Source organism: Leclercia sp. G3L (assembly GCF_021117075.1).
Classification (GTDB): domain Bacteria; phylum Pseudomonadota; class Gammaproteobacteria; order Enterobacterales; family Enterobacteriaceae; genus Enterobacter; species Enterobacter adecarboxylatus_C.
On the sequence record NZ_CP088265.1, the window covers coordinates 1,856,113 to 1,874,755 of the forward strand.

The following is an 18,643-nucleotide window of genomic DNA, read 5'->3' on the forward strand; positions in this document are numbered from 1 at the left end:
AACCCCCATGATGCCGCTTTCTTCACCCTTACAGCAGCAGTGGCAGACGGTATGTGAGCGTCTGCCGGAAGCATTACCCGCCTCGTCGTTAAGCGATCAGGCCCGCCAGGTGCTGACCTTCAGCGACTTTGTGCAGGAGAGCGTTACCGCCCATCCTGACTGGCTGGCGGAGCTTGAGGCTTCGCCACCCCAGGCGGACGAGTGGCAGCACTACGCGCAGTGGTTACAGGACGCGCTGGCGGAAATCAGCGATGAAACCGCGCTGATGCGCGCGCTGCGCCAGTTCCGTCGACGGGTGATGGTGCGCATCGCCTGGGCGCAGGCGCTGATGCTGGTGAGTGAAGAGAGCACGTTGCAGCAGTTAAGTCACCTGGCTGAGACGTTGATCGTCGCCGCCCGCGACTGGCTGTACGACGCCTGCTGCCGCGAATGGGGCACCCCGTGCAGCGAGGACGGCACCCCGCAGCCGCTGCTGATTTTAGGCATGGGCAAACTGGGCGGCGGCGAACTCAATTTTTCCTCGGACATCGATCTGATCTTCGCCTGGCCGGAGAAGGGGGCCACCCGCGGCGGACGTCGCGAGCTGGATAACGCCCAGTTCTTCACCCGGCTGGGACAGCGGCTGATCAAGGCCCTGGATCAACCAACCCAGGACGGCTTTGTCTACCGGGTGGATATGCGCCTGCGCCCGTTCGGCGACAGCGGCCCGCTGGTGCTGAGCTTTGCCGCGCTGGAGGATTATTACCAGGAGCAGGGGCGCGACTGGGAACGCTACGCGATGGTTAAGGCGCGGATCATGGGCGATACCGGCGATACCTATGCCAACGAGCTGCGCGCCATGCTGCGCCCGTTCGTGTTCCGTCGCTACATTGATTTCAGCGTTATTCAGTCGCTGCGCAACATGAAAGGAATGATTGCCCGGGAAGTGCGTCGTCGCGGCCTGAAAGACAACATCAAGCTGGGGGCGGGCGGCATCCGCGAGATCGAGTTTATCGTCCAGGTGTTCCAGCTGATACGCGGCGGGCGCGAGCCCTCGCTGCAGTCCCGCTCCCTGCTGCCCACCCTGGCCGCCATCGCCCAGCTGAACCTGCTGCCGGAAGGCGATGACCGGATCCTGCGCGAGGCCTACCTCTTTTTACGGCGGCTGGAGAACCTGCTCCAGAGCATTAATGACGAACAGACCCAGACCCTGCCGGGGGATGAGCTTAACCGCGCCCGCCTCGCCTGGGGGATGCGCCTGGACGACTGGCAGGCGCTGATCGACGCGCTGGATGCCCATATGGCCGCGGTGCGCCGCATTTTTAACGACCTGATCGGCGACGACGAGAGCGAATCCCAGGACGATGAGCTGTCCGAGCACTGGCGCGAGCTGTGGCAGGATGCGCTGCAAGAGGACGATACCACCCCGGTGTTGACCCACCTCAGCGATGAAGATCGCCATCGGGTAGTGGCGCTGATCGCTGATTTCCGCCTTGAGCTGAACAAGCGCGCCATTGGCCCACGCGGACGCCAGGTGCTGGATCACCTGATGCCGCATCTGCTCAGCGACGTCTGCTCCCGGGCCGATGCCCCGGTGCCGCTGTCGCGCCTGACCCCGCTTCTGAGTGGGATCATCACCCGTACCACCTATCTGGAGCTGCTCAGCGAGTTCCCGGGTGCGCTCAAGCACCTGATTTCGCTCTGCGCTGCCTCGCCGATGATTGCCAGCAAGCTGGCGCGCTATCCGCTGCTGCTGGACGAGCTGCTCGATCCCAACACCCTTTACCAGCCGACGGCGACCGACGCCTACCGCGATGAGCTGCGCCAGTATCTGCTGCGCGTGCCGGAAGAGGACGAAGAGCAGCAGCTGGAGGCGCTGCGTCAGTTTAAGCAGGCGCAGCTGCTACGCGTGGCGGCGGCGGATATCTCCGGGACGCTGCCGGTGATGAAAGTGAGCGATCACTTAACCTGGCTGGCGGAAGCGATTATCGATGCGGTAGTCCATCAGGCGTGGGTGCAGATGGTGGCCCGTTACGGCCAGCCGAAGCATCTGGCCGATCGCGAAGGACGCGGTTTTGCGGTGGTGGGCTACGGCAAACTGGGCGGCTGGGAGCTGGGCTACAGCTCCGATCTGGATCTGATCTTCCTGCACGACTGCCCGGTGGATGTGATGACCGACGGCGAGCGCGAGATCGACGGCCGTCAGTTCTACCTGCGCCTCGCCCAGCGCATCATGCACCTGTTCAGCACCCGGACCTCGTCCGGCATTCTGTATGAGGTGGATGCCCGTCTGCGGCCGTCCGGGGCGGCGGGGATGCTGGTTACCTCTACCGATTCCTTCGCGGATTATCAGCAGAACGAGGCCTGGACCTGGGAGCATCAGGCCCTGGTGCGCGCCCGGGTGGTGTATGGCGATCCGCAGCTGAAAGCGCAGTTTGATACCATTCGCCGCGACGTGCTCACCGCCACGCGCGAGGGGCCAACGCTGCAAACCGAAGTGCGTGAGATGCGCGAGAAGATGCGCGCCCATCTGGGAAATAAACACCGGGATCGCTTTGATATCAAAGCCGACGAGGGCGGCATCACCGACATTGAATTTATCACCCAGTATCTGGTGCTGCGTGACGCGCACAGCAAGCCGAAGCTCACCCGCTGGTCGGATAACGTGCGCATTCTGGAGCTGCTGGCGCAAAACGACATTATGGACGAGCACGAGGCGCTGGCATTGACCCGCGCCTACACCACCCTGCGCGATGAGCTGCACCATCTGGCCCTGCAGGAGCAGCCGGGTCATCTGCCGCTCGACTGTTTTAACGCCGAGCGAGAGCTGGTGCGGGCCTGCTGGCAGAAGTGGCTGGTGGAACCGTGCGTAACAAAACAAGTGTGATATTATCGCGCGCAAATTGTGAATCTTTCTGGAGTCAGGAATGAAAGTAACACTGCCAGAGTTTGAACGTGCTGGAGTTATGGTGGTTGGCGATGTGATGCTGGATCGCTACTGGTATGGGCCAACCAGCCGCATTTCCCCGGAAGCCCCGGTCCCGGTGGTGAAGGTGGATACCATTGAAGAGCGTCCTGGCGGCGCGGCAAACGTGGCGATGAACATTGCTTCTCTCGGCGCGCATTCGCGTCTGGTGGGGCTGACCGGCATCGACGACGCCGCGCGGGCGCTGAGCAAGACGCTGGCGGATGTGAACGTCAAATGTGATTTTGTTTCTGTCCCGACGCACCCGACCATCACCAAGCTGCGCGTGCTGTCGCGTAACCAGCAGCTGATCCGCCTCGACTTTGAAGAGGGTTTTGAAGGCGTGGATCCTGAGCCGCTACACGAGCGCATCAACCAGGCGCTGGGCAACATCGGCGCGCTGGTGCTCTCCGATTACGCTAAAGGAGCGCTGGCCAGCGTGCAGCAGATGATTACGCTGGCGCGTACTGCCGGTGTACCGGTGCTGATCGACCCGAAAGGCACCGACTTCGAGCGCTATCGCGGGGCAACGCTGCTCACGCCGAACCTGTCCGAATTCGAAGCCGTGGCGGGTAAATGCAAAACCGAAGATGAGATCGTTGAGCGCGGCATGAAGATCATCGCCGATTTCGACTTCTCCGCGCTGCTGGTGACCCGTTCCGAGCAGGGGATGACCCTGCTGCAGCCGGGCAAAGCGCCGCTGCATATGCCAACCCAGGCGCAGGAAGTGTATGACGTCACCGGTGCCGGTGATACGGTTATCGGCGTGCTCGCAGCCACCCTGGCCGCGGGTAATACGCTGGAAGAGGCCTGCTACTTTGCCAATGCCGCCGCCGGCGTGGTGGTGGGTAAGCTGGGGACCTCTACCGTTTCACCTATCGAACTGGAAAACGCGGTGCGCGGTCGCGCCGATACCGGTTTTGGCGTGATGAGCGAAGAGGAGCTGAAAGTGGCGGTAGCCGCGGCACGTAAGCGTGGCGAGAAAGTGGTGATGACCAACGGCGTGTTCGACATTCTGCACGCGGGCCATGTCTCTTATCTGGCGAACGCGCGCAAGCTGGGCGACCGTCTGATTGTGGCGGTCAACAGCGATGCCTCCACCAAACGCCTGAAAGGCGAGACCCGTCCGGTGAATCCGCTTGAACAGCGCATGATTGTGCTCGGCGCGCTGGAAGCGGTGGACTGGGTGGTCTCGTTCGAGGAAGACACGCCGCAGCGCCTGATTGCCGGGATCCTGCCGGATCTGCTGGTCAAAGGCGGTGACTACAAGCCTGAACAGATCGCAGGTAGCGAAGAGGTGTGGGCCAACGGCGGAGAAGTGATGGTGCTCAACTTTGAGGACGGGTGTTCAACCACCAACATCATTAAGAAGATCCAGAAAGACAGTCAGTAGTCGTCTGTAAATGCCCGGCGGCGCTACGCTTGCACGGGCCTACAGATCGTGCGGTGTGTAGGCCCGGTAAGCGAAGCGCCACCGGGCGTTACAGGCTGCACTTATGCTTCATCATCCACCGGTGGGATTGCCGGAGCCGGTTTCACTTCGTCAACGACGCTGCGGTTTTCCAGCTCGGTCAGACGCTGTTCCAGCAGGGCGATTTTCTCGCGGGTACGCAGCAGCACCTGCGTCTGCACGTCAAATTCTTCACGGCTGACCAGATCCAGACGCATCAGCTGCGACTGCAGCACCTGGCGGATCTTCTTCTCAACATCATCACCAAAGTCACGTACGCCTTTCGGCATGGATTCATGGACCTGGCGGGCAAGTTGTTCAATTTTTTTTGGGTCGATCATGGTAGTTCCCTTGAAGAAAAGGTGTTAACGACCATTGTAGCGCGTAACCGCGATCCTTAAACCAGAATTGTGTGAAGCTTATGCGTTGCCGAACATAATCATTAGCGTTATAGTTATCCCGCTTATTCTCAGGGCGGGGCGAAATTCCCCACCGGCGGTAAATCAGCGCTACGCTGAAAGCCCGCGAGCGCTTTGGGTGCAAACTCAAAGGTCAGCAGATCCGGTGTAATTCCGGGGCCGACGGTTAAAGTCCGGATGGGAGAGAGTAACGAACCAGCCGGGCGAGGCCCGCTCACGTTATTTTTTTGCCGTACTACGGCGCTCCTAAGACTGCCCTGATTCTGGTAACCATAATATTAATGAGGTTTTTTTACCATGAATCAGACGCTCCTTTCCTCTTTCGGCACCTCTGCTGACCGTGTAGAACAGGCGCTTGCTGCGCTTCGCGAAGGTCGCGGCGTGATGGTGCTTGACGATGAAGATCGTGAAAACGAAGGCGATATGATTTTCGCCGCCGAAACCATGACCGTTGAGCAGATGGCGCTGACCATCCGTCACGGCAGCGGTATTGTTTGCCTGTGTATCACCGAAGATCGCCGTAAGCAGCTGGAACTGCCGATGATGGTAGAGAACAACACCAGCGCCTATGGCACCGGTTTTACCGTGACCATCGAAGCGGCCAGCGGTGTGACCACCGGCGTGTCTGCTGCTGACCGCGTGACCACCGTGCGTGCAGCCATTGCCGATGGCGCAAAACCTTCTGACCTGAACCGTCCGGGCCACGTATTCCCGCTGCGCGCGCAGCCGGGCGGCGTTCTGACTCGCGGCGGCCACACCGAAGCGACCATCGACCTGGTGACCCTGGCCGGCTTCAAGCCTGCCGGTGTGCTCTGTGAACTGACCAATGATGATGGCTCAATGGCGCGCGCGCCGGAGTGCATCGAATTTGCCGGCAAACACAACATGGCTGTGGTCACCATCGAAGATCTGGTGGCGTACCGCCAGGCGCACGAGCGCAAAGCCAGCTGATAACGCATCATAAAAAACGCCGGGTTAACCCGGCGTTTTTTTAGCCAATTCCTGCCGTCTGGAGTAGCACCAGACTGAGCCCCATCACCGACATTCCGCACAGTACCCCATAGCTGGGATTGTTGTTCGGGTCGATCTCTTTGGCGAGCGGCATCAGCTCATCCACCGACAGCGCCACCATAATCCCTGCCACCGCCGCCATAATGGCTGCCATCACCACCGGCGAAATCAGGCTGCCGAGGATCAACCACGCCAGCACGCCGCCCGCGATCTCCGCCATGCCGGAAATACCCGCCCAGAACACCGCTTTACGCTTGGATCCGGTAGCGGCATAAACCGGGCCCGCCACCGCCAGCCCCTCGGGGATATTGTGCAGCGCCACCGCCAGCGCAATACCAAAACCCAACTCCAGATTATTACTGGCAGTCACGTAGGTGGCGACGCCCTCAGGGAAGTTATGCAGGCTGATGCCCAGAGTCAGCAGCAGCGCGGTGCGTCGCAGGTTACCGGGCAGCGGCTGACTGCTTTTTTGCATCAGATCCTGCGGGTGCGCGTGGGGTAACATCTTATCCAGCGCAAAGTAGCCCAGCAGGCCAATGACAAACATTCCGTAGCCCAGCACCGGCGACATGCCTTCCGTGCCGAGGGCGGCGGGCAGCATCTCCATCAGGGAGATAAGCAGCATAATGCCGGCCGCAAAGCCGAGAGAAAAGGCCAGTAGCCGGTTAGAGGGCTTCTGGCCCAGTACGCCGAGCATGGCGCCGATAAAAGTGGCTGCGCCTGCAAGAATAGTCAGAATCAGGGGAACTGACATTCACCTCTCCTTATGATAATGATTCTCATTCATATTAAAGGCTAAACGCGCGTAACGCGAGCGGGTACAGACGCCTTTACAGATCCCTTACATTCAAATTTCCTGATGATCTTCATCATGGTTATCTGAGTTCATCTTATCCGGATTACGGGTAAGGTAAAGCTATCAAATCGACACCTTGTGTAAGGATATCATCATGACTTCATCTCGTATGCCAGCGCTGTTTTTGGGTCACGGTAGCCCGATGAACGTGCTGGAAGATAACGTCTACACCCGCGCCTGGCGGCATCTGGGCGAGACGTTGCCGCGTCCGAAGGCTATCGTGGTGGTGTCTGCACACTGGTTTACCCGTGGAACCGGCGTCACCGCCATGGAAACGCCGAAAACCATCCATGATTTTGGCGGTTTCCCGCAGGCGCTGTACGACACGCACTATCCGGCACCGGGATCCCCGGCGCTGGCGCAGCAGTTGGTAGATCTGCTGGCCCCGATCCCTGTCACCCTCGATAAAGAGGCGTGGGGGTTTGACCATGGCTCCTGGGGCGTGCTGATCAAGATGTACCCGGATGCCGACATCCCGATGGTGCAGCTCAGCATCGACAGCACCAAACCTGCGGCCTGGCACCTGGAGATGGGCCGTAAGCTCGCGACTCTGCGTGATGAGGGTATTATGCTGGTGGCCAGCGGCAACGTGGTGCATAACCTGCGCACCGCCCGCTGGCACGGGGAAAACACGCCTTATCCGTGGGCGACGTCCTTCAATGATTACGTGAAAACGAACCTGAACTGGCAGGGTGCGGCAGAAGAACATCCGCTGGTCAATTATCTGGCGCACGACGGCGGCTCGCTCTCGAACCCGACGGCGGAACACTTCCTGCCGCTGCTCTATATCCTGGGGGCGTGGGACGGTAAGGAGCCTGTTACCATACCGGTGGATGGCATCGAGATGGGCAGTTTGAGTATGTTGTCGGTGCAGGTGGGGTAAATCGCCCGGTGGCGCTGCGCTTGCCGGGCCTGTGGATTTGTAGGCCGGGTAAGGCAAAGCCGCCACCCGGCACCACAAACTACTCCACAAAAATATGCGGATAGAAGCGGGACAGATCCTGGGTGATCAGCGCCCGATCTTCGCGAATACCAATCCCGGCTGGCTGATCGTTGATCAGCCAACTGCCGATCAGCATATAGCTGTCGCCATACTTCGGTAGCTGACAGAACTGCTGGACGATCATCCCCTCTTCGCCATACGGGCCTTCTACCGCTTCCACGGTATTACCGTTTTCGATAATCGACACGTTGGCACCCTCGCGGGAGAAAATCGGCTTTTTGACGTACTTATCCATTTGCGGATAGTCATCTTCCGCGAAGTACGCCGGCAGCAGATTCGGATGATCCGGGAACATCTCCCACAGCAGCGGCAGCAGGGCTTTGTTGGAGATAATGCTTTTCCACGCCGGCTCCAGCCAGCGCACGCCCGCATCTTCCAGCTTGGTGGAAAACACTTCGCGCAGCATGTATTCCCACGGATAGAGCTTGAACAGGTTACTGATCACCTGATCCTGGGTGTCGGTGAACTGACCTTTTTCGCCCAGCCCGATATCTTCTATATAGAGAAATTCAGTGGCGACCTCCGCTTCGGCGGCGCAATCCTGCAGATACTGCACCGTGCCGCGATCTTCGACCGTGTCACGACAGCAGGCAAAGTGCAGCAGATTGAAGCCGTGCTGCTCGCGCAGTTCAGCGAAACGTTCGATCAGCTTTTCCTGCAGGCTGTTGAACTGATCGCTGCCTTCCGGCAGACGGCCCGCGTTCTGCTGATCTTCCAGCCAGATCCACTGGAAGAAGGCCGCTTCATACAGCGAGGTGGGCGTATCGGCGTTGTTCTCGAGCAGCTTTGGCTCGCCGGCGCCGTCCCACGCCAGGTCAAGGCGCGAGTAGAGCGATGGCTGATGCGTCAGCCATGACTGACGCACAAAGCCCCAGGTGTGCTTCGGAATGCGGAATTTGGTCAGCAGTTCATCGCTGGCAATGACCTTTTCCACGACCTTGAGGCACATCTGATGCAGCTCTGCCGTGACCGCTTCCAGCTTTTCAACCTGGGTGAGGGTCAGTTGGTAATAGGCATCTTCACACCAGTACGGCTCGCCGTACATGGTGTGAAAGTTGAAACCGTATTCGGTGGCTTTTTCGCGCCAGTCCGGGCGCTCAACAATACTGACTCGTTCCATTCTCAGCCGCCCATAGAGCGTGTTGAGGTACCGGCCGCGCTACGCTGCATGGTGTTCTGTTTGGCAACAGAATCACCGAAGCCGCCGCGGGTAACGGTGCTGGTGGTGGCCGGTTTTGGCGCCATCGCGGTCTTAGGCACGTTCATGGTGCGGCCTGGCTGGGCTGCACCATAACCTTTACCGCTGGCATCGGTGTACTGGCCGTAAGCCGGGCTGGCCGGATTCTTCGAGCTGAACAGCGGCTGCTGCTGATAGCCTGCGCCGCCGCTCATCAGACGGCCCATCATGTAACCCGCCATCAGCGGCATCCAGAAGCTGCCGCTGGACTGTGCCTGCGCCTGGTTTTCTGCTGGCGCGGTGCCTGCCTGAGCCGGGGCCGGTGCCTGCTGGCACTGGCCTTCACCGAACTCTGCCACGCAGTCTTCACGGCTGGCGTATTTCGGCGCGGTACGTTCCGCTTCCTTCAGGGCGTTGTTGTACGAGGTAGTACACTCCGCGCTTTTGCCGGTAGCGGCCGCACAGTCATCGGCATTCTGATAGAGAGAAACCGTTTCGTCGGTTTTTTCACAGCCTGCCAGCATAAACGCGGCGCTCAGCGCCAGAGCGACAGGGGTGAAATGACGCGCGTTCCAGCTTTTGCGGAACGAGGCGTGATTAATGGATTTTGTCCGTTTCATAATTGTCTTCCAGGACCCAGTGGTAAAACACAGAAAATAACGCTCAGAATAGAGGATGAGTGGTGGAAATTGAAGCGACGGGGGCGAAACTGGGGGATCTTTACGTTGGCTTACGTATTTTTGTCGGACTGGGAGGATTTACCCGGCCTGGTGAACCCAGACCGGGTAGCAGCATCAGTTGCTGGTGGTGCGTGCAGCAGCGGCGGTGTAACCGTCAGCAGAGGCATCCTGCTGTGGGTTTTCCGGCGCCACGGCTTCTGGCGTAGTGGAGATCGGCTTACCTAATGAACCGTTCAGCGCCACCAGATCCTGCTCGTTCAACGTACCCAGCGCTTGCTTGATGTTCAGCTGGTTGATCAGGTAGTTGTAACGGGCATTGGAGAGCTGTTGTTTAGCGTTGTACAGCGTGGTGGTCGCGTCCAGCACGTCAACAATGGTACGGGTACCCACCGAGTAGCCGGCTTCCGACGCATCCAGTGAGCTCTGGGCAGAGACAACGGCCTGTTTGTAGGCGTTGATGCTGCTGACAGAGGCGTTCACGTTGTTGAAGGAGGAACGCACGGTCTGCACTACGCTGCGGTGCGCGCTTTCCAGCTGCTCGCTGGCACCCACAAAGTTGTACTGCGCCTGTTTGACCTGCGAATTGACCTGGCCGCCCTGATAGATTGGCAGGGAGAAGTTCAGGCCGATTTTGTTCTGGCCAACGTCGCTGTCGTTGTACTGACCATTGCCGGTTCTGGAACCGCTGTAGCTGGTGTTAGAAATGCTGCTGGAGGCGCTCAGGCTCAGGGTAGGCAGATGGCCATCCTGCGCCAGGCGAATCTGCTCGCGGGCCAGATCCTGGCTCAGACGAGCCTGCAACAGGCTGAGGTTACGGTTTTCAGCCTCTTTCAGCAGGGCATTCACCGCCTGCGGCTTTTCGGCTTTGAAGTGCTCAACGTTCAGCGATGCCAGCTGCGGGTAGTAGTTACCGGTGACCTGACGCAGCTCTTCGACGGCGTTATCCAGGTCGTTACGCGCGGTAACTTCGTTGGCCAGCACATTATCGTATTGTGAACGGGCGTTCTGCACGTCGGTGATCGCCACCAGGCCCACGTTGAAACGCTGGGTGGTCTGATCGAGCTGACGATAGATAGCCTGTTTCTGTGCTTCAACGTAGGAGAGCGTATCGATCGCGCTCAACACTCTGAAGTAGGCGGTTGCGGTATTGAGGATCAGCGTCTGCTGGTCGGTCTGATAGGTGACATCCTGAATACCGGCAGATTTTTCCTGCAGGCTCAGGTTACGCCATCTGGACATATCAAACAGCGTCTGGGTTAACTGGAGCGAACCGCTGGTGACGTTAGAGTCGACGCCGTTAGCATCCCGGTAACCGTTATTGTAGGTATAGTCGGCACCCAAACCCAGCTGTGGTAATAATGGGCTGCGTGCTTCATTAATTTTTTCAAATGCAGCATCACGATCGGCGGCGGATTTACGCAGTTCCGGGTTGCTCAGACGTGCCTGCTTATAAACCTGTATCAGGTCCTCTGCCTGACTCAACGCGCTGAAACCCGTCAGGCTCAGGCCGATGAGGATGGGGAGCAATTTCTTCATTTGCTTTCCTTGTTGTGAAGCTTAGTTAGCGCTGATCTAATTAAAAAATATCTACCGATTCTAGCAGACTTCGCCACTGCAAAAGGTTGGCGTTCCGTGCCATGCGGCAGTAACTTGCACCAATTTACCATACTGTAGTAGAAACCGCAGTTTAGCAGAATTGAATTTCACCTTAACGCCACCATTTATACCAGGATGCAAATATGGATAAACCAGAAAAGTTGCCAGTGACTTTTACAAAAAACGATGTAGAAATTATTGCACGAGAAACGCTCTACAGCGGATTTTTTTCACTGGAATTATACCGTTTTCGCCATCGTTTGTTTAACGGTGAAATGAGTGGCGAAGTCAGACGCGAAATTTTTGAGCGCGGGCATGCCGCAGTCTTGCTACCCTTTGACCCAGTGCGTGACGAAGTGGTACTGATAGAGCAGATCCGCATTGCCGCGCTGGATACCAGCGAAAGCCCGTGGTTACTGGAGATGGTGGCCGGGATGATCGAAGAGGGCGAAACGCCGGAAGATGTCGCCCGCCGCGAGGCAATAGAAGAGGCCGGGCTGGACGTTGGTCGAACAAAACCGATCACCAGCTATCTGGCAAGCCCCGGGGGCACCAGCGAGCGCCTGTCAGTTCTGGTTGGCGAAGTGGACGCCACGACCGCGCAAGGGATTCACGGTCTGGTTGATGAAAACGAAGATATTCGTGTTCATGTGGTAAGTCGGGAGCAGGCTTATCAATGGGTAAAAGAGGGGAAAATCGACAACGCGGCTTCTGTCATCGCTTTGCAATGGCTACAGCTGCATTATCAGGAATTACGAAACGAGTGGAAAAAATGAAGCGTTATACACCTGACTTCCCTGAAATGATGCGCCTGTGCGAGACCAATTTCGCACAATTGCGCCGATTACTGCCACGTAACGACGCGGTCGGTGAAACAGTGAGCTATCAGGTGAGCAACGCGCAGTATCGGTTAACCATTGTTGAATCAACCCGTTACACTACGCTGGTGGAAATTGAGCAAACCGCGCCGTCCATCAGCTACTGGAGCCTGCCGTCAATGACGGTGCGGCTCTACCATGACGCGATGGTCGCTGAAGTGTGTTCAAGTCAGCAGATCTTCCGCTTTAAAGCGCGGTATGATTACCCAAATAAAAAGTTGCATCAACGTGACGAAAAGCATCAAATTAACCAGTTTTTAGCCGACTGGCTAAGATATTGTTTAGCACATGGAGCAATGGCGATTCCGGTTTGTTAGCGTCGTAAACCTACCTAAGGACACCATTTGGAAAGCCTGTTGAACTTGACTGTTGCTGGTGGGGCGCCAGTCAGGGTATTGCAAATTACTGATACTCACCTGTTTGCCAAAAAGCATGAAACCCTGTTGGGTGTTAATACCTGGGAGAGTTATCAGGCTGTTCTGGAAGCCATTCATGCCCAGAAGCGCGAATGCGATCTGATTGTCGCCACGGGCGATTTGGCGCAGGATCAAACCTCCGCGGCTTATCAGCATTTTGCTGAAGGTATCGCGAGCTTTAACGCGCCCTGCGTCTGGTTACCCGGTAATCACGATTTTCAACCTTCGATGTACAGCGCGCTTCAGGATGCGGGGATTTCCCCTGCGAAGCGGGTCCACTCGGGCGACAACTGGCAAATCCTGCTGCTCGACAGCCAGGTTTTCGGCGTGCCGCACGGCGAGCTGAGCGAGTTTCAGCTGGAGTGGCTCGAAGCAAAGCTGGCGGCCGATCCTGAGCGCCATACTCTGCTTTTATTGCATCATCATCCGTTGCCGGCAGGATGCAGCTGGCTCGATCAGCACAGCCTGCGCAACTCTGCCGCTCTCGATCGGGTGCTGATGAAATTCCCGCGGGTTAATAACCTACTCTGCGGCCATATTCACCAGGAGCTGGATCTCGACTGGAACGGTCGTCGCCTGCTGGCTACGCCGTCCACCTGCGTGCAGTTCAAACCGCACTGCGCGAACTTCACTTTAGACACCATTGCCCCAGGCTGGCGCTGGCTGGAACTGCATGCCGACGGCTCGTTAACGACCGAAGTCTGCCGCCTGCAAAGCACGCAGTTCCGCCCGGATACCGCGTCAGAAGGCTACTGATGTCTGCGCTTCTCTATTTGCACGGATTCAACAGTTCCCCGCGCTCGGCTAAAGCGACGCTGTTTCGACAGTGGCTGGAGGTGCATCATCCCCACGTCGAGATGATCGTGCCTCAGCTGCCGCCGTACCCGGCCGAAGCCGCCGAAATGCTGGAGGCGATTGTCCTGGCGCACGGCGGCGAGCCCTTTGGCGTGGTGGGGTCATCCCTCGGCGGTTACTACGCCACCTGGCTGTCCCAGTGCTTTATGGTGCCCGCGGTGGTCGTCAACCCGGCGGTACGGCCTTTTGAGCTGCTGGTGGGCTATCTGGGGCACAACGAGAACCCCTACACCGGACAGCAATATGTGCTAGAGTCACGCCATATTTACGACCTCAAAGTTATGCAGATTGATCCGCTGGAAGCGCCAGATCTTATCTGGCTGCTGCAACAGACGGGTGATGAAGTGCTGGATTACCGCCAGGCGGTGGCGTACTACGCCTCCTGCCGCCAGACTATAGAAGAGGGCGGTAATCATGCCTTCACGGGCTTTGAGGATCATTTCACCCAGATTGTCGACTTTCTTGGTCTGCACAGCCTCTGACAATCGCTGCGAATTGCTAGTTTAAATCATGACGCAAACCTATAACGCTGATGCCATTGAGGTACTCACCGGGCTTGAGCCGGTTCGCCGCCGTCCGGGGATGTACACTGATACCACGCGCCCAAACCATCTGGGCCAGGAAGTAATTGATAACAGCGTCGACGAAGCGCTGGCGGGTCATGCCAAACGCGTCGACGTTATTCTGCACGCCGACCAGTCGCTGGAAGTGATCGACGACGGTCGCGGCATGCCGGTGGATATTCACCCGGAAGAGGGTGTTCCGGCGGTTGAGCTGATCCTCTGCCGTCTGCACGCGGGCGGCAAATTCTCCAACAAAAACTACCAGTTCTCGGGCGGTCTGCACGGGGTAGGTATCTCCGTGGTCAACGCCCTGTCAAAACGGGTTGAAGTTACCGTTAAGCGCGACGGCCAGGTGTACAACATCGCCTTTGAGAACGGCGACAAAGTCCAGGATTTGAAGGTGATCGGCACCTGCGGCAAACGCAATACCGGCACCAGCGTCCACTTCTGGCCGGACGAGAGCTTCTTCGACAGCCCGCGTTTCTCGGTCTCACGCTTAACGCACATTCTGAAAGCGAAAGCGGTCCTCTGCCCTGGGGTGGAAATTACCTTTAAGGATGAGGTCAACAACAGTGAACAGCGCTGGTGCTATCAGGACGGTCTGAACGATTACCTGGGCGAAGCGGTCAACGGCCTGCAAACCCTGCCGGAAAAACCGTTCATCGGTAATTTTTCTGGTGATACGGAAGCGGTGGACTGGGCGCTGCTGTGGCTGCCGGAAGGCGGCGAGCTGCTGACCGAAAGCTACGTCAACCTGATCCCAACCATGCAGGGCGGGACGCACGTTAACGGCCTGCGCCAGGGGCTGCTGGACGCGATGCGCGAGTTCTGCGAATACCGCAATATCCTGCCGCGCGGCGTGAAGCTGTCGGCGGAGGATATCTGGGATCGCTGCGCCTATGTGCTGTCGGTCAAAATGCAGGATCCGCAGTTTGCCGGGCAGACCAAAGAGCGTCTCTCCTCGCGCCAGTGCGCGGCCTTCGTCTCCGGCGTGGTGAAAGATGCTTTCAGCCTGTGGCTGAACCAGAACGTTCAGGCTGCGGAAATGCTGGCCGAGATGGCGATTTCCAGCGCCCAGCGTCGTCTGCGGGCGGCGAAGAAAGTGGTGCGTAAAAAGCTCACCAGCGGTCCTGCGCTGCCGGGCAAGCTGGCGGATTGTACCGCGCAGGATCTGAACCGCACCGAGCTGTTCCTGGTAGAAGGGGACTCGGCGGGCGGATCGGCCAAGCAGGCGCGCGATCGTGAATATCAGGCGATCATGCCGCTGAAGGGGAAGATCCTCAACACCTGGGAAGTCTCTTCCGATGAAGTGCTGGCGTCGCAGGAGGTGCACGACATCTCCGTGGCGATCGGTATCGATCCGGACAGCGAGGATCTGAGCCAGCTGCGTTACGGCAAGATCTGTATCCTTGCGGATGCGGACTCCGATGGCCTGCACATCGCCACCCTGCTGTGTGCGCTGTTCGTGAAGCACTTCCGTACGCTGGTGAAAAACGGTCATGTCCACGTGGCGCTGCCGCCGCTGTACCGTATCGATCTCGGCAAAGAGGTCTATTACGCCCTGACGGAAGAAGAGAAGGCGGGCGTGCTGGAGCAGCTCAAGCGCAAGAAGGGCAAACCGAACGTGCAGCGCTTTAAAGGGCTGGGCGAGATGAACCCGCTGCAGCTGCGTGAAACCACGCTCGATCCTAATACCCGCCGTCTGGTGCAGTTGACCATCAGCGATGAAGACGAGCAGCAGACCAACGCGGTGATGGATATGCTGCTGGCCAAGAAGCGCTCGGAAGACCGCCGCAACTGGCTGCAGGAGAAGGGCGACCTGGCGGATATTGAAGGCTGATAAAATGCCGGTCGGCAGGGATCGTGCGGGCTATTTGCCCGGCGGCGCTTCGCTTGCACGGGCCTACGGGACTTGCGTGGGCCTACGGATTTTGTAGGCCGGGTAAGGCATCGCCGCCACCCGGCATCTCCTCAGGCTGCATGATTCTTTCTATACTGTAAGGGCGTCTCTCCGATGCCCTTTTTAAATGCGCTGATAAAATAGGTCACATCCGAAAACCCCACCCGCGCGGCAATATCCCGCACGCTCGCCTCCGAGTGCAGCAAACTTTCGCAGGCCTTGCGCAGGCGTAACGTATTCAAATAATCGTGAATTTTTTCCCCCGTTTCGGCATGGAATTTCCGTGACACGTAGCTGCGGGATTTCCCCAGCTCGCCTGCCAGCGCATCGAGGCTGAATTTTTGCTGGTAATGCTCATCCAGCCAGAACATCACCTGGCTGGCGATCCCCTGACTGTTACCGGGCTGGCCTTCGTCATCGTGCGGCAGCATGGCAAACAGGCCGATCAGCAGGCTGGCGACGCGCTCGCTGTTCATCGGCGGCGGATAACAGCTGAACAGATGATCGAGATGGCTGTGGCAGTGCGCCATATCCGCCACCCAGGCCTCCCCTCCGCGCTGCGACAGCTTCTGTAGCCGCTGCTGGGTTTGCGGAAAATCACGCAGCGCCTTCAGGACCGCATGCTGATCGAGATGAATAATGGTGCGGCGATAGTTCGCTTCGGCCTGAGGATCGACCATTACTTTGTGCAGGGTAAAAGGCGGAAAGAAAAACAGCCGTCCCGGGCGCATGGTGTAGTGGCGATTATCGACAATCGCTATGCCAAATCCTTCTTCGACATAGAGAATTTCCAGACACTGGTGCCAGTGATGGTAGCGCACGGTGTTGGCGAACAGGCGACTGAACGACACGATGGTATCGTTCAGGGCGATCAGCTCAAGATGTTCCGCCGTGGGTGTTTTGCGCATAGTGCAATAAAACTCAATTTTTCCCTTTTCCTGCCTCTTTATAAACCACCTTTTTAAATTTCCTCAACTGCGGGTTTATTCATCTCTCACACCTGTGACCCGGCTAACATTTCTGCCCCTCGCTGATTAACTATTCTTTGCCGCAGTTGATTACGAGGACGACCCTATGTGCGCGGCAAACAAAGAAAAATCAAATCCGTTGTCATCCCGTCAGGATCTGGTGGCGGCGCTGAACACTCTGCTGGAAGCAGTGGACACGCAGTTCCCGGCGGGTAGCTCCCGCTTTTCGCTGGGCGATACCAGTGCGCATTACGCCACGGATGTGGCGCAGATGGAGGGGCTGTCCCGGGTGCTGTGGGGGCTGTTTCCGCTGATGGCCGCAGGCGACAGCACGCCGTTCAGCGACAAATACATCGCCGCCATTAAGCAGGGCACCGACCCGCAAAGCGCAGGTTACTGGGGCGAAGCCGGGCCTTACGATCAGCGTCTGGTGGAGATGGCGGCCTACGGTCTCGGGCTGGCGCTGCTGCAGGACAAACTCACCGATCTGTTCAGCGAGCGCGAGGTGATGAACCTTCATGCCTTGCTGAACCAAATCACCGATGCGACGATGCCGGACAGCAACTGGAACTACTTCGCCATCATGGTGCAGCTCGGCTTTAAGCGTGCCGGGCTGCCTTATGACCAGCAGGCCATCGATCGCCGCTTCGCGATGATGGACGCCTACTATCTGGGGGAGGGCTGGTACTCCGACGGTCCGGGGCGGCCAAAGGATTACTACATCTCAATGGCGTTTCACTTCTACGGTCTGATCTACGCCACCCTGAGCGGCGATGAGGCACGGGCAGAGGTGCTGCGCCAGCGTTCGCGTCTGTTTGCTGAAGACTTCATCTACATGTCCGCCGCTGACGGTGCCTCAGTGCCCTTTGGCCGCAGCCTGACCTACCGCTTCGCGATGGTCGCCTTCTGGAGCGCGGTGGCCTTCTCCGGGCTGGAGGTGTTCACGCCGGGCATCGTGAAGGGGATTATTCTCCGCCATCTGCGCTGGTGGCAGCAGCAGCCGATAACCGATCGCGATGGGATCCTGACCCTCGGGTTTGCCTACCCGAATCTGGCGATGTGCGAGGACTATAACTCCCCCGGCTCGCCGTACTGGGCGCTGAAAACGTACCTGATCCTGGCCCTGCCGGAGAGCCATCCGTTCTGGCAGGCCGACGAGCAGCCGCTGCCAGCGCTGGCCGAAAAGCGCGTTATCCCCCATGCCCAGCAGATCCTGATCCACTCCGATCATGTGACCCTGCTCACCGCCGGACAGCTGGAGCTGAACAACTACGTTAATACCGAGGCGAAGTACACCAAATTTGCCTACTCCAGCCGCTTTGGTTTCACCATTGAGCGTGGGCGTTTCGGCCTCAAGCACGCCGCCTGCGATTCCATGCTGCTGCTGGCCGATGGCGATAACTACTTCCGTGGACGCCGCGAGTGCGAGGAAGTCCGTGTTGACGAAAATTGTATTTTTTCGCGCTGGTCGCCGTGGCATGACGTCCATATCGAGAGCTGGCAGGTGCCCTTCGGCGAGTGGCATCTGCGTCTGCACCGCATCAACAGCGCACGCACGCTGCAAACGGTCGAGGGCGGGTTTGCAGTGATCAAAGCTGAGCCGCAGCTGCACGGTCGGGGCAGTTATCTGAGCGCGGACAACGGCAGCAGCGCCATCGTCGATCTCTCACCAAACATCACCCGCCAGCCCGACAGCGTGGTGACGCCGCCAAACAGCAGCATCATGTTTGCCGAATGCGCCGCTATTCCGGTGCTCAGCACCACCATCCCTAAAGGGGAGAGCTGGCTCTGCTGCGCGGTGACGGCCTCTGCACAGAATAAAAACCGGGCGGAAAGCCCCCAACTGCAAATCAACAATAACCAGGTGGTGATTCGCGCACCTGGAAGCGAACGTCAGCTGTCGTTCATTTTATAAAGCCCTTACCCT

General features: G+C 58.3%; 16 protein-coding genes and 1 riboswitch. Of the genes, 10 read left to right on the top strand and 6 right to left on the bottom strand.

Annotated elements, in window-relative coordinates; genetic code table 11:
• The first annotated feature begins 7 nt into the window (after positions 1-7).
• Positions 8-2,866: a bifunctional [glutamate--ammonia ligase]-adenylyl-L-tyrosine phosphorylase/[glutamate--ammonia-ligase] adenylyltransferase gene (glnE, locus tag LRS40_RS10350; protein ID WP_231313644.1), complete on the top strand. Its 2,859-nt coding sequence runs from the start codon at positions 8-10 to the stop codon at positions 2,864-2,866.
• 40 nt (positions 2,867-2,906) lie between these two features.
• On the top strand, positions 2,907-4,337 hold the full coding sequence (hldE, locus tag LRS40_RS10355; protein WP_142487126.1) for a bifunctional D-glycero-beta-D-manno-heptose-7-phosphate kinase/D-glycero-beta-D-manno-heptose 1-phosphate adenylyltransferase HldE: 1,431 nt from the start codon (positions 2,907-2,909) through the stop codon (positions 4,335-4,337).
• Positions 4,338-4,438: 101 nt separating this feature from the next.
• Here the strand turns inward: hldE and LRS40_RS10360 are convergent, their stop codons facing one another.
• A complete protein-coding gene (locus LRS40_RS10360; RefSeq protein WP_231313645.1) occupies positions 4,439-4,735 on the bottom strand; it encodes an accessory factor UbiK family protein in 297 nt (98 codons plus the stop codon).
• Between the two features lie 120 nt (positions 4,736-4,855).
• A riboswitch (FMN riboswitch) is annotated at positions 4,856-5,006 on the top strand.
• 104 nt (positions 5,007-5,110) lie between these two features.
• On the opposite strand from LRS40_RS10360, the gene ribB reads away from it, so the two are divergent.
• Positions 5,111-5,764, top strand: coding sequence for a 3,4-dihydroxy-2-butanone-4-phosphate synthase (gene ribB / locus LRS40_RS10365; RefSeq protein WP_231313646.1), 654 nt, complete (start codon positions 5,111-5,113; stop codon positions 5,762-5,764).
• A 40-nt stretch (positions 5,765-5,804) separates the two neighbouring features.
• On the opposite strand, the gene zupT is transcribed toward ribB, so the two are convergent.
• On the bottom strand, positions 5,805-6,578 hold the full coding sequence (gene zupT / locus LRS40_RS10370; RefSeq protein ID WP_231313647.1) for a zinc transporter ZupT: 774 nt from the start codon (positions 6,576-6,578) through the stop codon (positions 5,805-5,807).
• A gap of 196 nt (positions 6,579-6,774) precedes the next feature.
• Here zupT and ygiD point away from each other — a divergent pair, with 196 nt between their 5' ends.
• Positions 6,775-7,563, top strand: coding sequence for a 4,5-DOPA dioxygenase extradiol (gene ygiD / locus LRS40_RS10375; protein ID WP_142487122.1), 789 nt, complete (start codon positions 6,775-6,777; stop codon positions 7,561-7,563).
• Between the two features lie 79 nt (positions 7,564-7,642).
• Here ygiD and LRS40_RS10380 read toward each other — a convergent pair whose 3' ends face one another.
• The 3 genes from LRS40_RS10380 to tolC form a co-directional block, all read right to left on the bottom strand.
• Positions 7,643-8,803 carry a glutathionylspermidine synthase family protein gene (locus LRS40_RS10380; protein ID WP_156264650.1) on the bottom strand — a complete coding sequence of 387 codons (1,161 nt, stop codon included), beginning with the start codon at positions 8,801-8,803 and terminating at the stop codon, positions 7,643-7,645.
• Positions 8,804-8,805: 2 nt separating this feature from the next.
• Entirely contained in the window at positions 8,806-9,480 is a 675-nt protein-coding gene (locus LRS40_RS10385; protein ID WP_142487120.1) for a DUF1190 family protein, read from the bottom strand.
• Between the two features lie 174 nt (positions 9,481-9,654).
• Positions 9,655-11,076 (bottom strand): outer membrane channel protein TolC, encoded by a 1,422-nt coding sequence (gene tolC, locus LRS40_RS10390; protein WP_142487119.1) that lies wholly within the window; start codon positions 11,074-11,076, stop codon positions 9,655-9,657.
• Between the two features lie 203 nt (positions 11,077-11,279).
• Between tolC and nudF the strand changes: the two genes are divergently transcribed.
• From nudF to parE, 5 genes are read left to right on the top strand one after another with little or no spacing between them, the layout of a single operon-like run.
• On the top strand, positions 11,280-11,912 hold the full coding sequence (nudF, locus tag LRS40_RS10395; protein ID WP_156264648.1) for an ADP-ribose diphosphatase: 633 nt from the start codon (positions 11,280-11,282) through the stop codon (positions 11,910-11,912).
• A complete protein-coding gene (locus LRS40_RS10400; protein WP_032614182.1) occupies positions 11,909-12,331 on the top strand; it encodes a DUF1249 family protein in 423 nt (140 codons plus the stop codon). Before nudF ends, LRS40_RS10400 begins: the two co-directional genes overlap by 4 nt.
• 27 nt (positions 12,332-12,358) lie before the next feature.
• Complete coding sequence (gene cpdA / locus LRS40_RS10405) at positions 12,359-13,186, top strand: 3',5'-cyclic-AMP phosphodiesterase (RefSeq protein WP_142487117.1); 828 nt, start codon at positions 12,359-12,361, stop codon at positions 13,184-13,186.
• On the top strand, positions 13,186-13,767 hold the full coding sequence (gene yqiA, locus LRS40_RS10410) for an esterase YqiA (protein WP_142487116.1): 582 nt from the start codon (positions 13,186-13,188) through the stop codon (positions 13,765-13,767). The genes cpdA and yqiA overlap by 1 nt, the downstream gene beginning before the upstream one ends.
• Before the next feature lie 28 nt (positions 13,768-13,795).
• Positions 13,796-15,688, top strand: a complete 1,893-nt coding sequence (gene parE, locus LRS40_RS10415) for a DNA topoisomerase IV subunit B (protein WP_231313648.1) — start codon at positions 13,796-13,798, stop codon at positions 15,686-15,688.
• A 131-nt stretch (positions 15,689-15,819) separates the two neighbouring features.
• Here parE and LRS40_RS10420 read toward each other — a convergent pair whose 3' ends face one another.
• Positions 15,820-16,656: an AraC family transcriptional regulator gene (locus tag LRS40_RS10420; protein WP_142487114.1), complete on the bottom strand. Its 837-nt coding sequence runs from the start codon at positions 16,654-16,656 to the stop codon at positions 15,820-15,822.
• A gap of 166 nt (positions 16,657-16,822) precedes the next feature.
• Between LRS40_RS10420 and LRS40_RS10425 the strand changes: the two genes are divergently transcribed.
• On the top strand, positions 16,823-18,631 hold the full coding sequence (locus tag LRS40_RS10425; RefSeq protein ID WP_231313649.1) for a DUF2264 domain-containing protein: 1,809 nt from the start codon (positions 16,823-16,825) through the stop codon (positions 18,629-18,631).
• Positions 18,632-18,643 lie beyond the last annotated feature (12 nt).

Excerpts from the sequence above, each read along its gene's own strand:
- LRS40_RS10420 (WP_142487114.1), bottom strand. The coding sequence starts at position 16,656 with ATGCGCAAAACACCCACGGCGGAACATCTTGAGCTGATCGCCCTGAAC.
- nudF (WP_156264648.1), top strand. The coding sequence starts at position 11,280 with ATGGATAAACCAGAAAAGTTGCCAGTGACTTTTACAAAAAACGATGTA.
- tolC (WP_142487119.1), bottom strand. The coding sequence starts at position 11,076 with ATGAAGAAATTGCTCCCCATCCTCATCGGCCTGAGCCTGACGGGTTTC.
- yqiA (WP_142487116.1), top strand. The coding sequence starts at position 13,186 with ATGTCTGCGCTTCTCTATTTGCACGGATTCAACAGTTCCCCGCGCTCG.
- LRS40_RS10400 (WP_032614182.1), top strand. The coding sequence starts at position 11,909 with ATGAAGCGTTATACACCTGACTTCCCTGAAATGATGCGCCTGTGCGAG.
- zupT (WP_231313647.1), bottom strand. The coding sequence starts at position 6,578 with ATGTCAGTTCCCCTGATTCTGACTATTCTTGCAGGCGCAGCCACTTTT.
- parE (WP_231313648.1), top strand. The coding sequence starts at position 13,796 with ATGACGCAAACCTATAACGCTGATGCCATTGAGGTACTCACCGGGCTT.
- ribB (WP_231313646.1), top strand. The coding sequence starts at position 5,111 with ATGAATCAGACGCTCCTTTCCTCTTTCGGCACCTCTGCTGACCGTGTA.
- LRS40_RS10380 (WP_156264650.1), bottom strand. The coding sequence starts at position 8,803 with ATGGAACGAGTCAGTATTGTTGAGCGCCCGGACTGGCGCGAAAAAGCC.
- glnE (WP_231313644.1), top strand. The coding sequence starts at position 8 with ATGATGCCGCTTTCTTCACCCTTACAGCAGCAGTGGCAGACGGTATGT.
- hldE (WP_142487126.1), top strand. The coding sequence starts at position 2,907 with ATGAAAGTAACACTGCCAGAGTTTGAACGTGCTGGAGTTATGGTGGTT.
- LRS40_RS10385 (WP_142487120.1), bottom strand. The coding sequence starts at position 9,480 with ATGAAACGGACAAAATCCATTAATCACGCCTCGTTCCGCAAAAGCTGG.
- LRS40_RS10425 (WP_231313649.1), top strand. The coding sequence starts at position 16,823 with ATGTGCGCGGCAAACAAAGAAAAATCAAATCCGTTGTCATCCCGTCAG.
- LRS40_RS10360 (WP_231313645.1), bottom strand. The coding sequence starts at position 4,735 with ATGATCGACCCAAAAAAAATTGAACAACTTGCCCGCCAGGTCCATGAA.
- ygiD (WP_142487122.1), top strand. The coding sequence starts at position 6,775 with ATGACTTCATCTCGTATGCCAGCGCTGTTTTTGGGTCACGGTAGCCCG.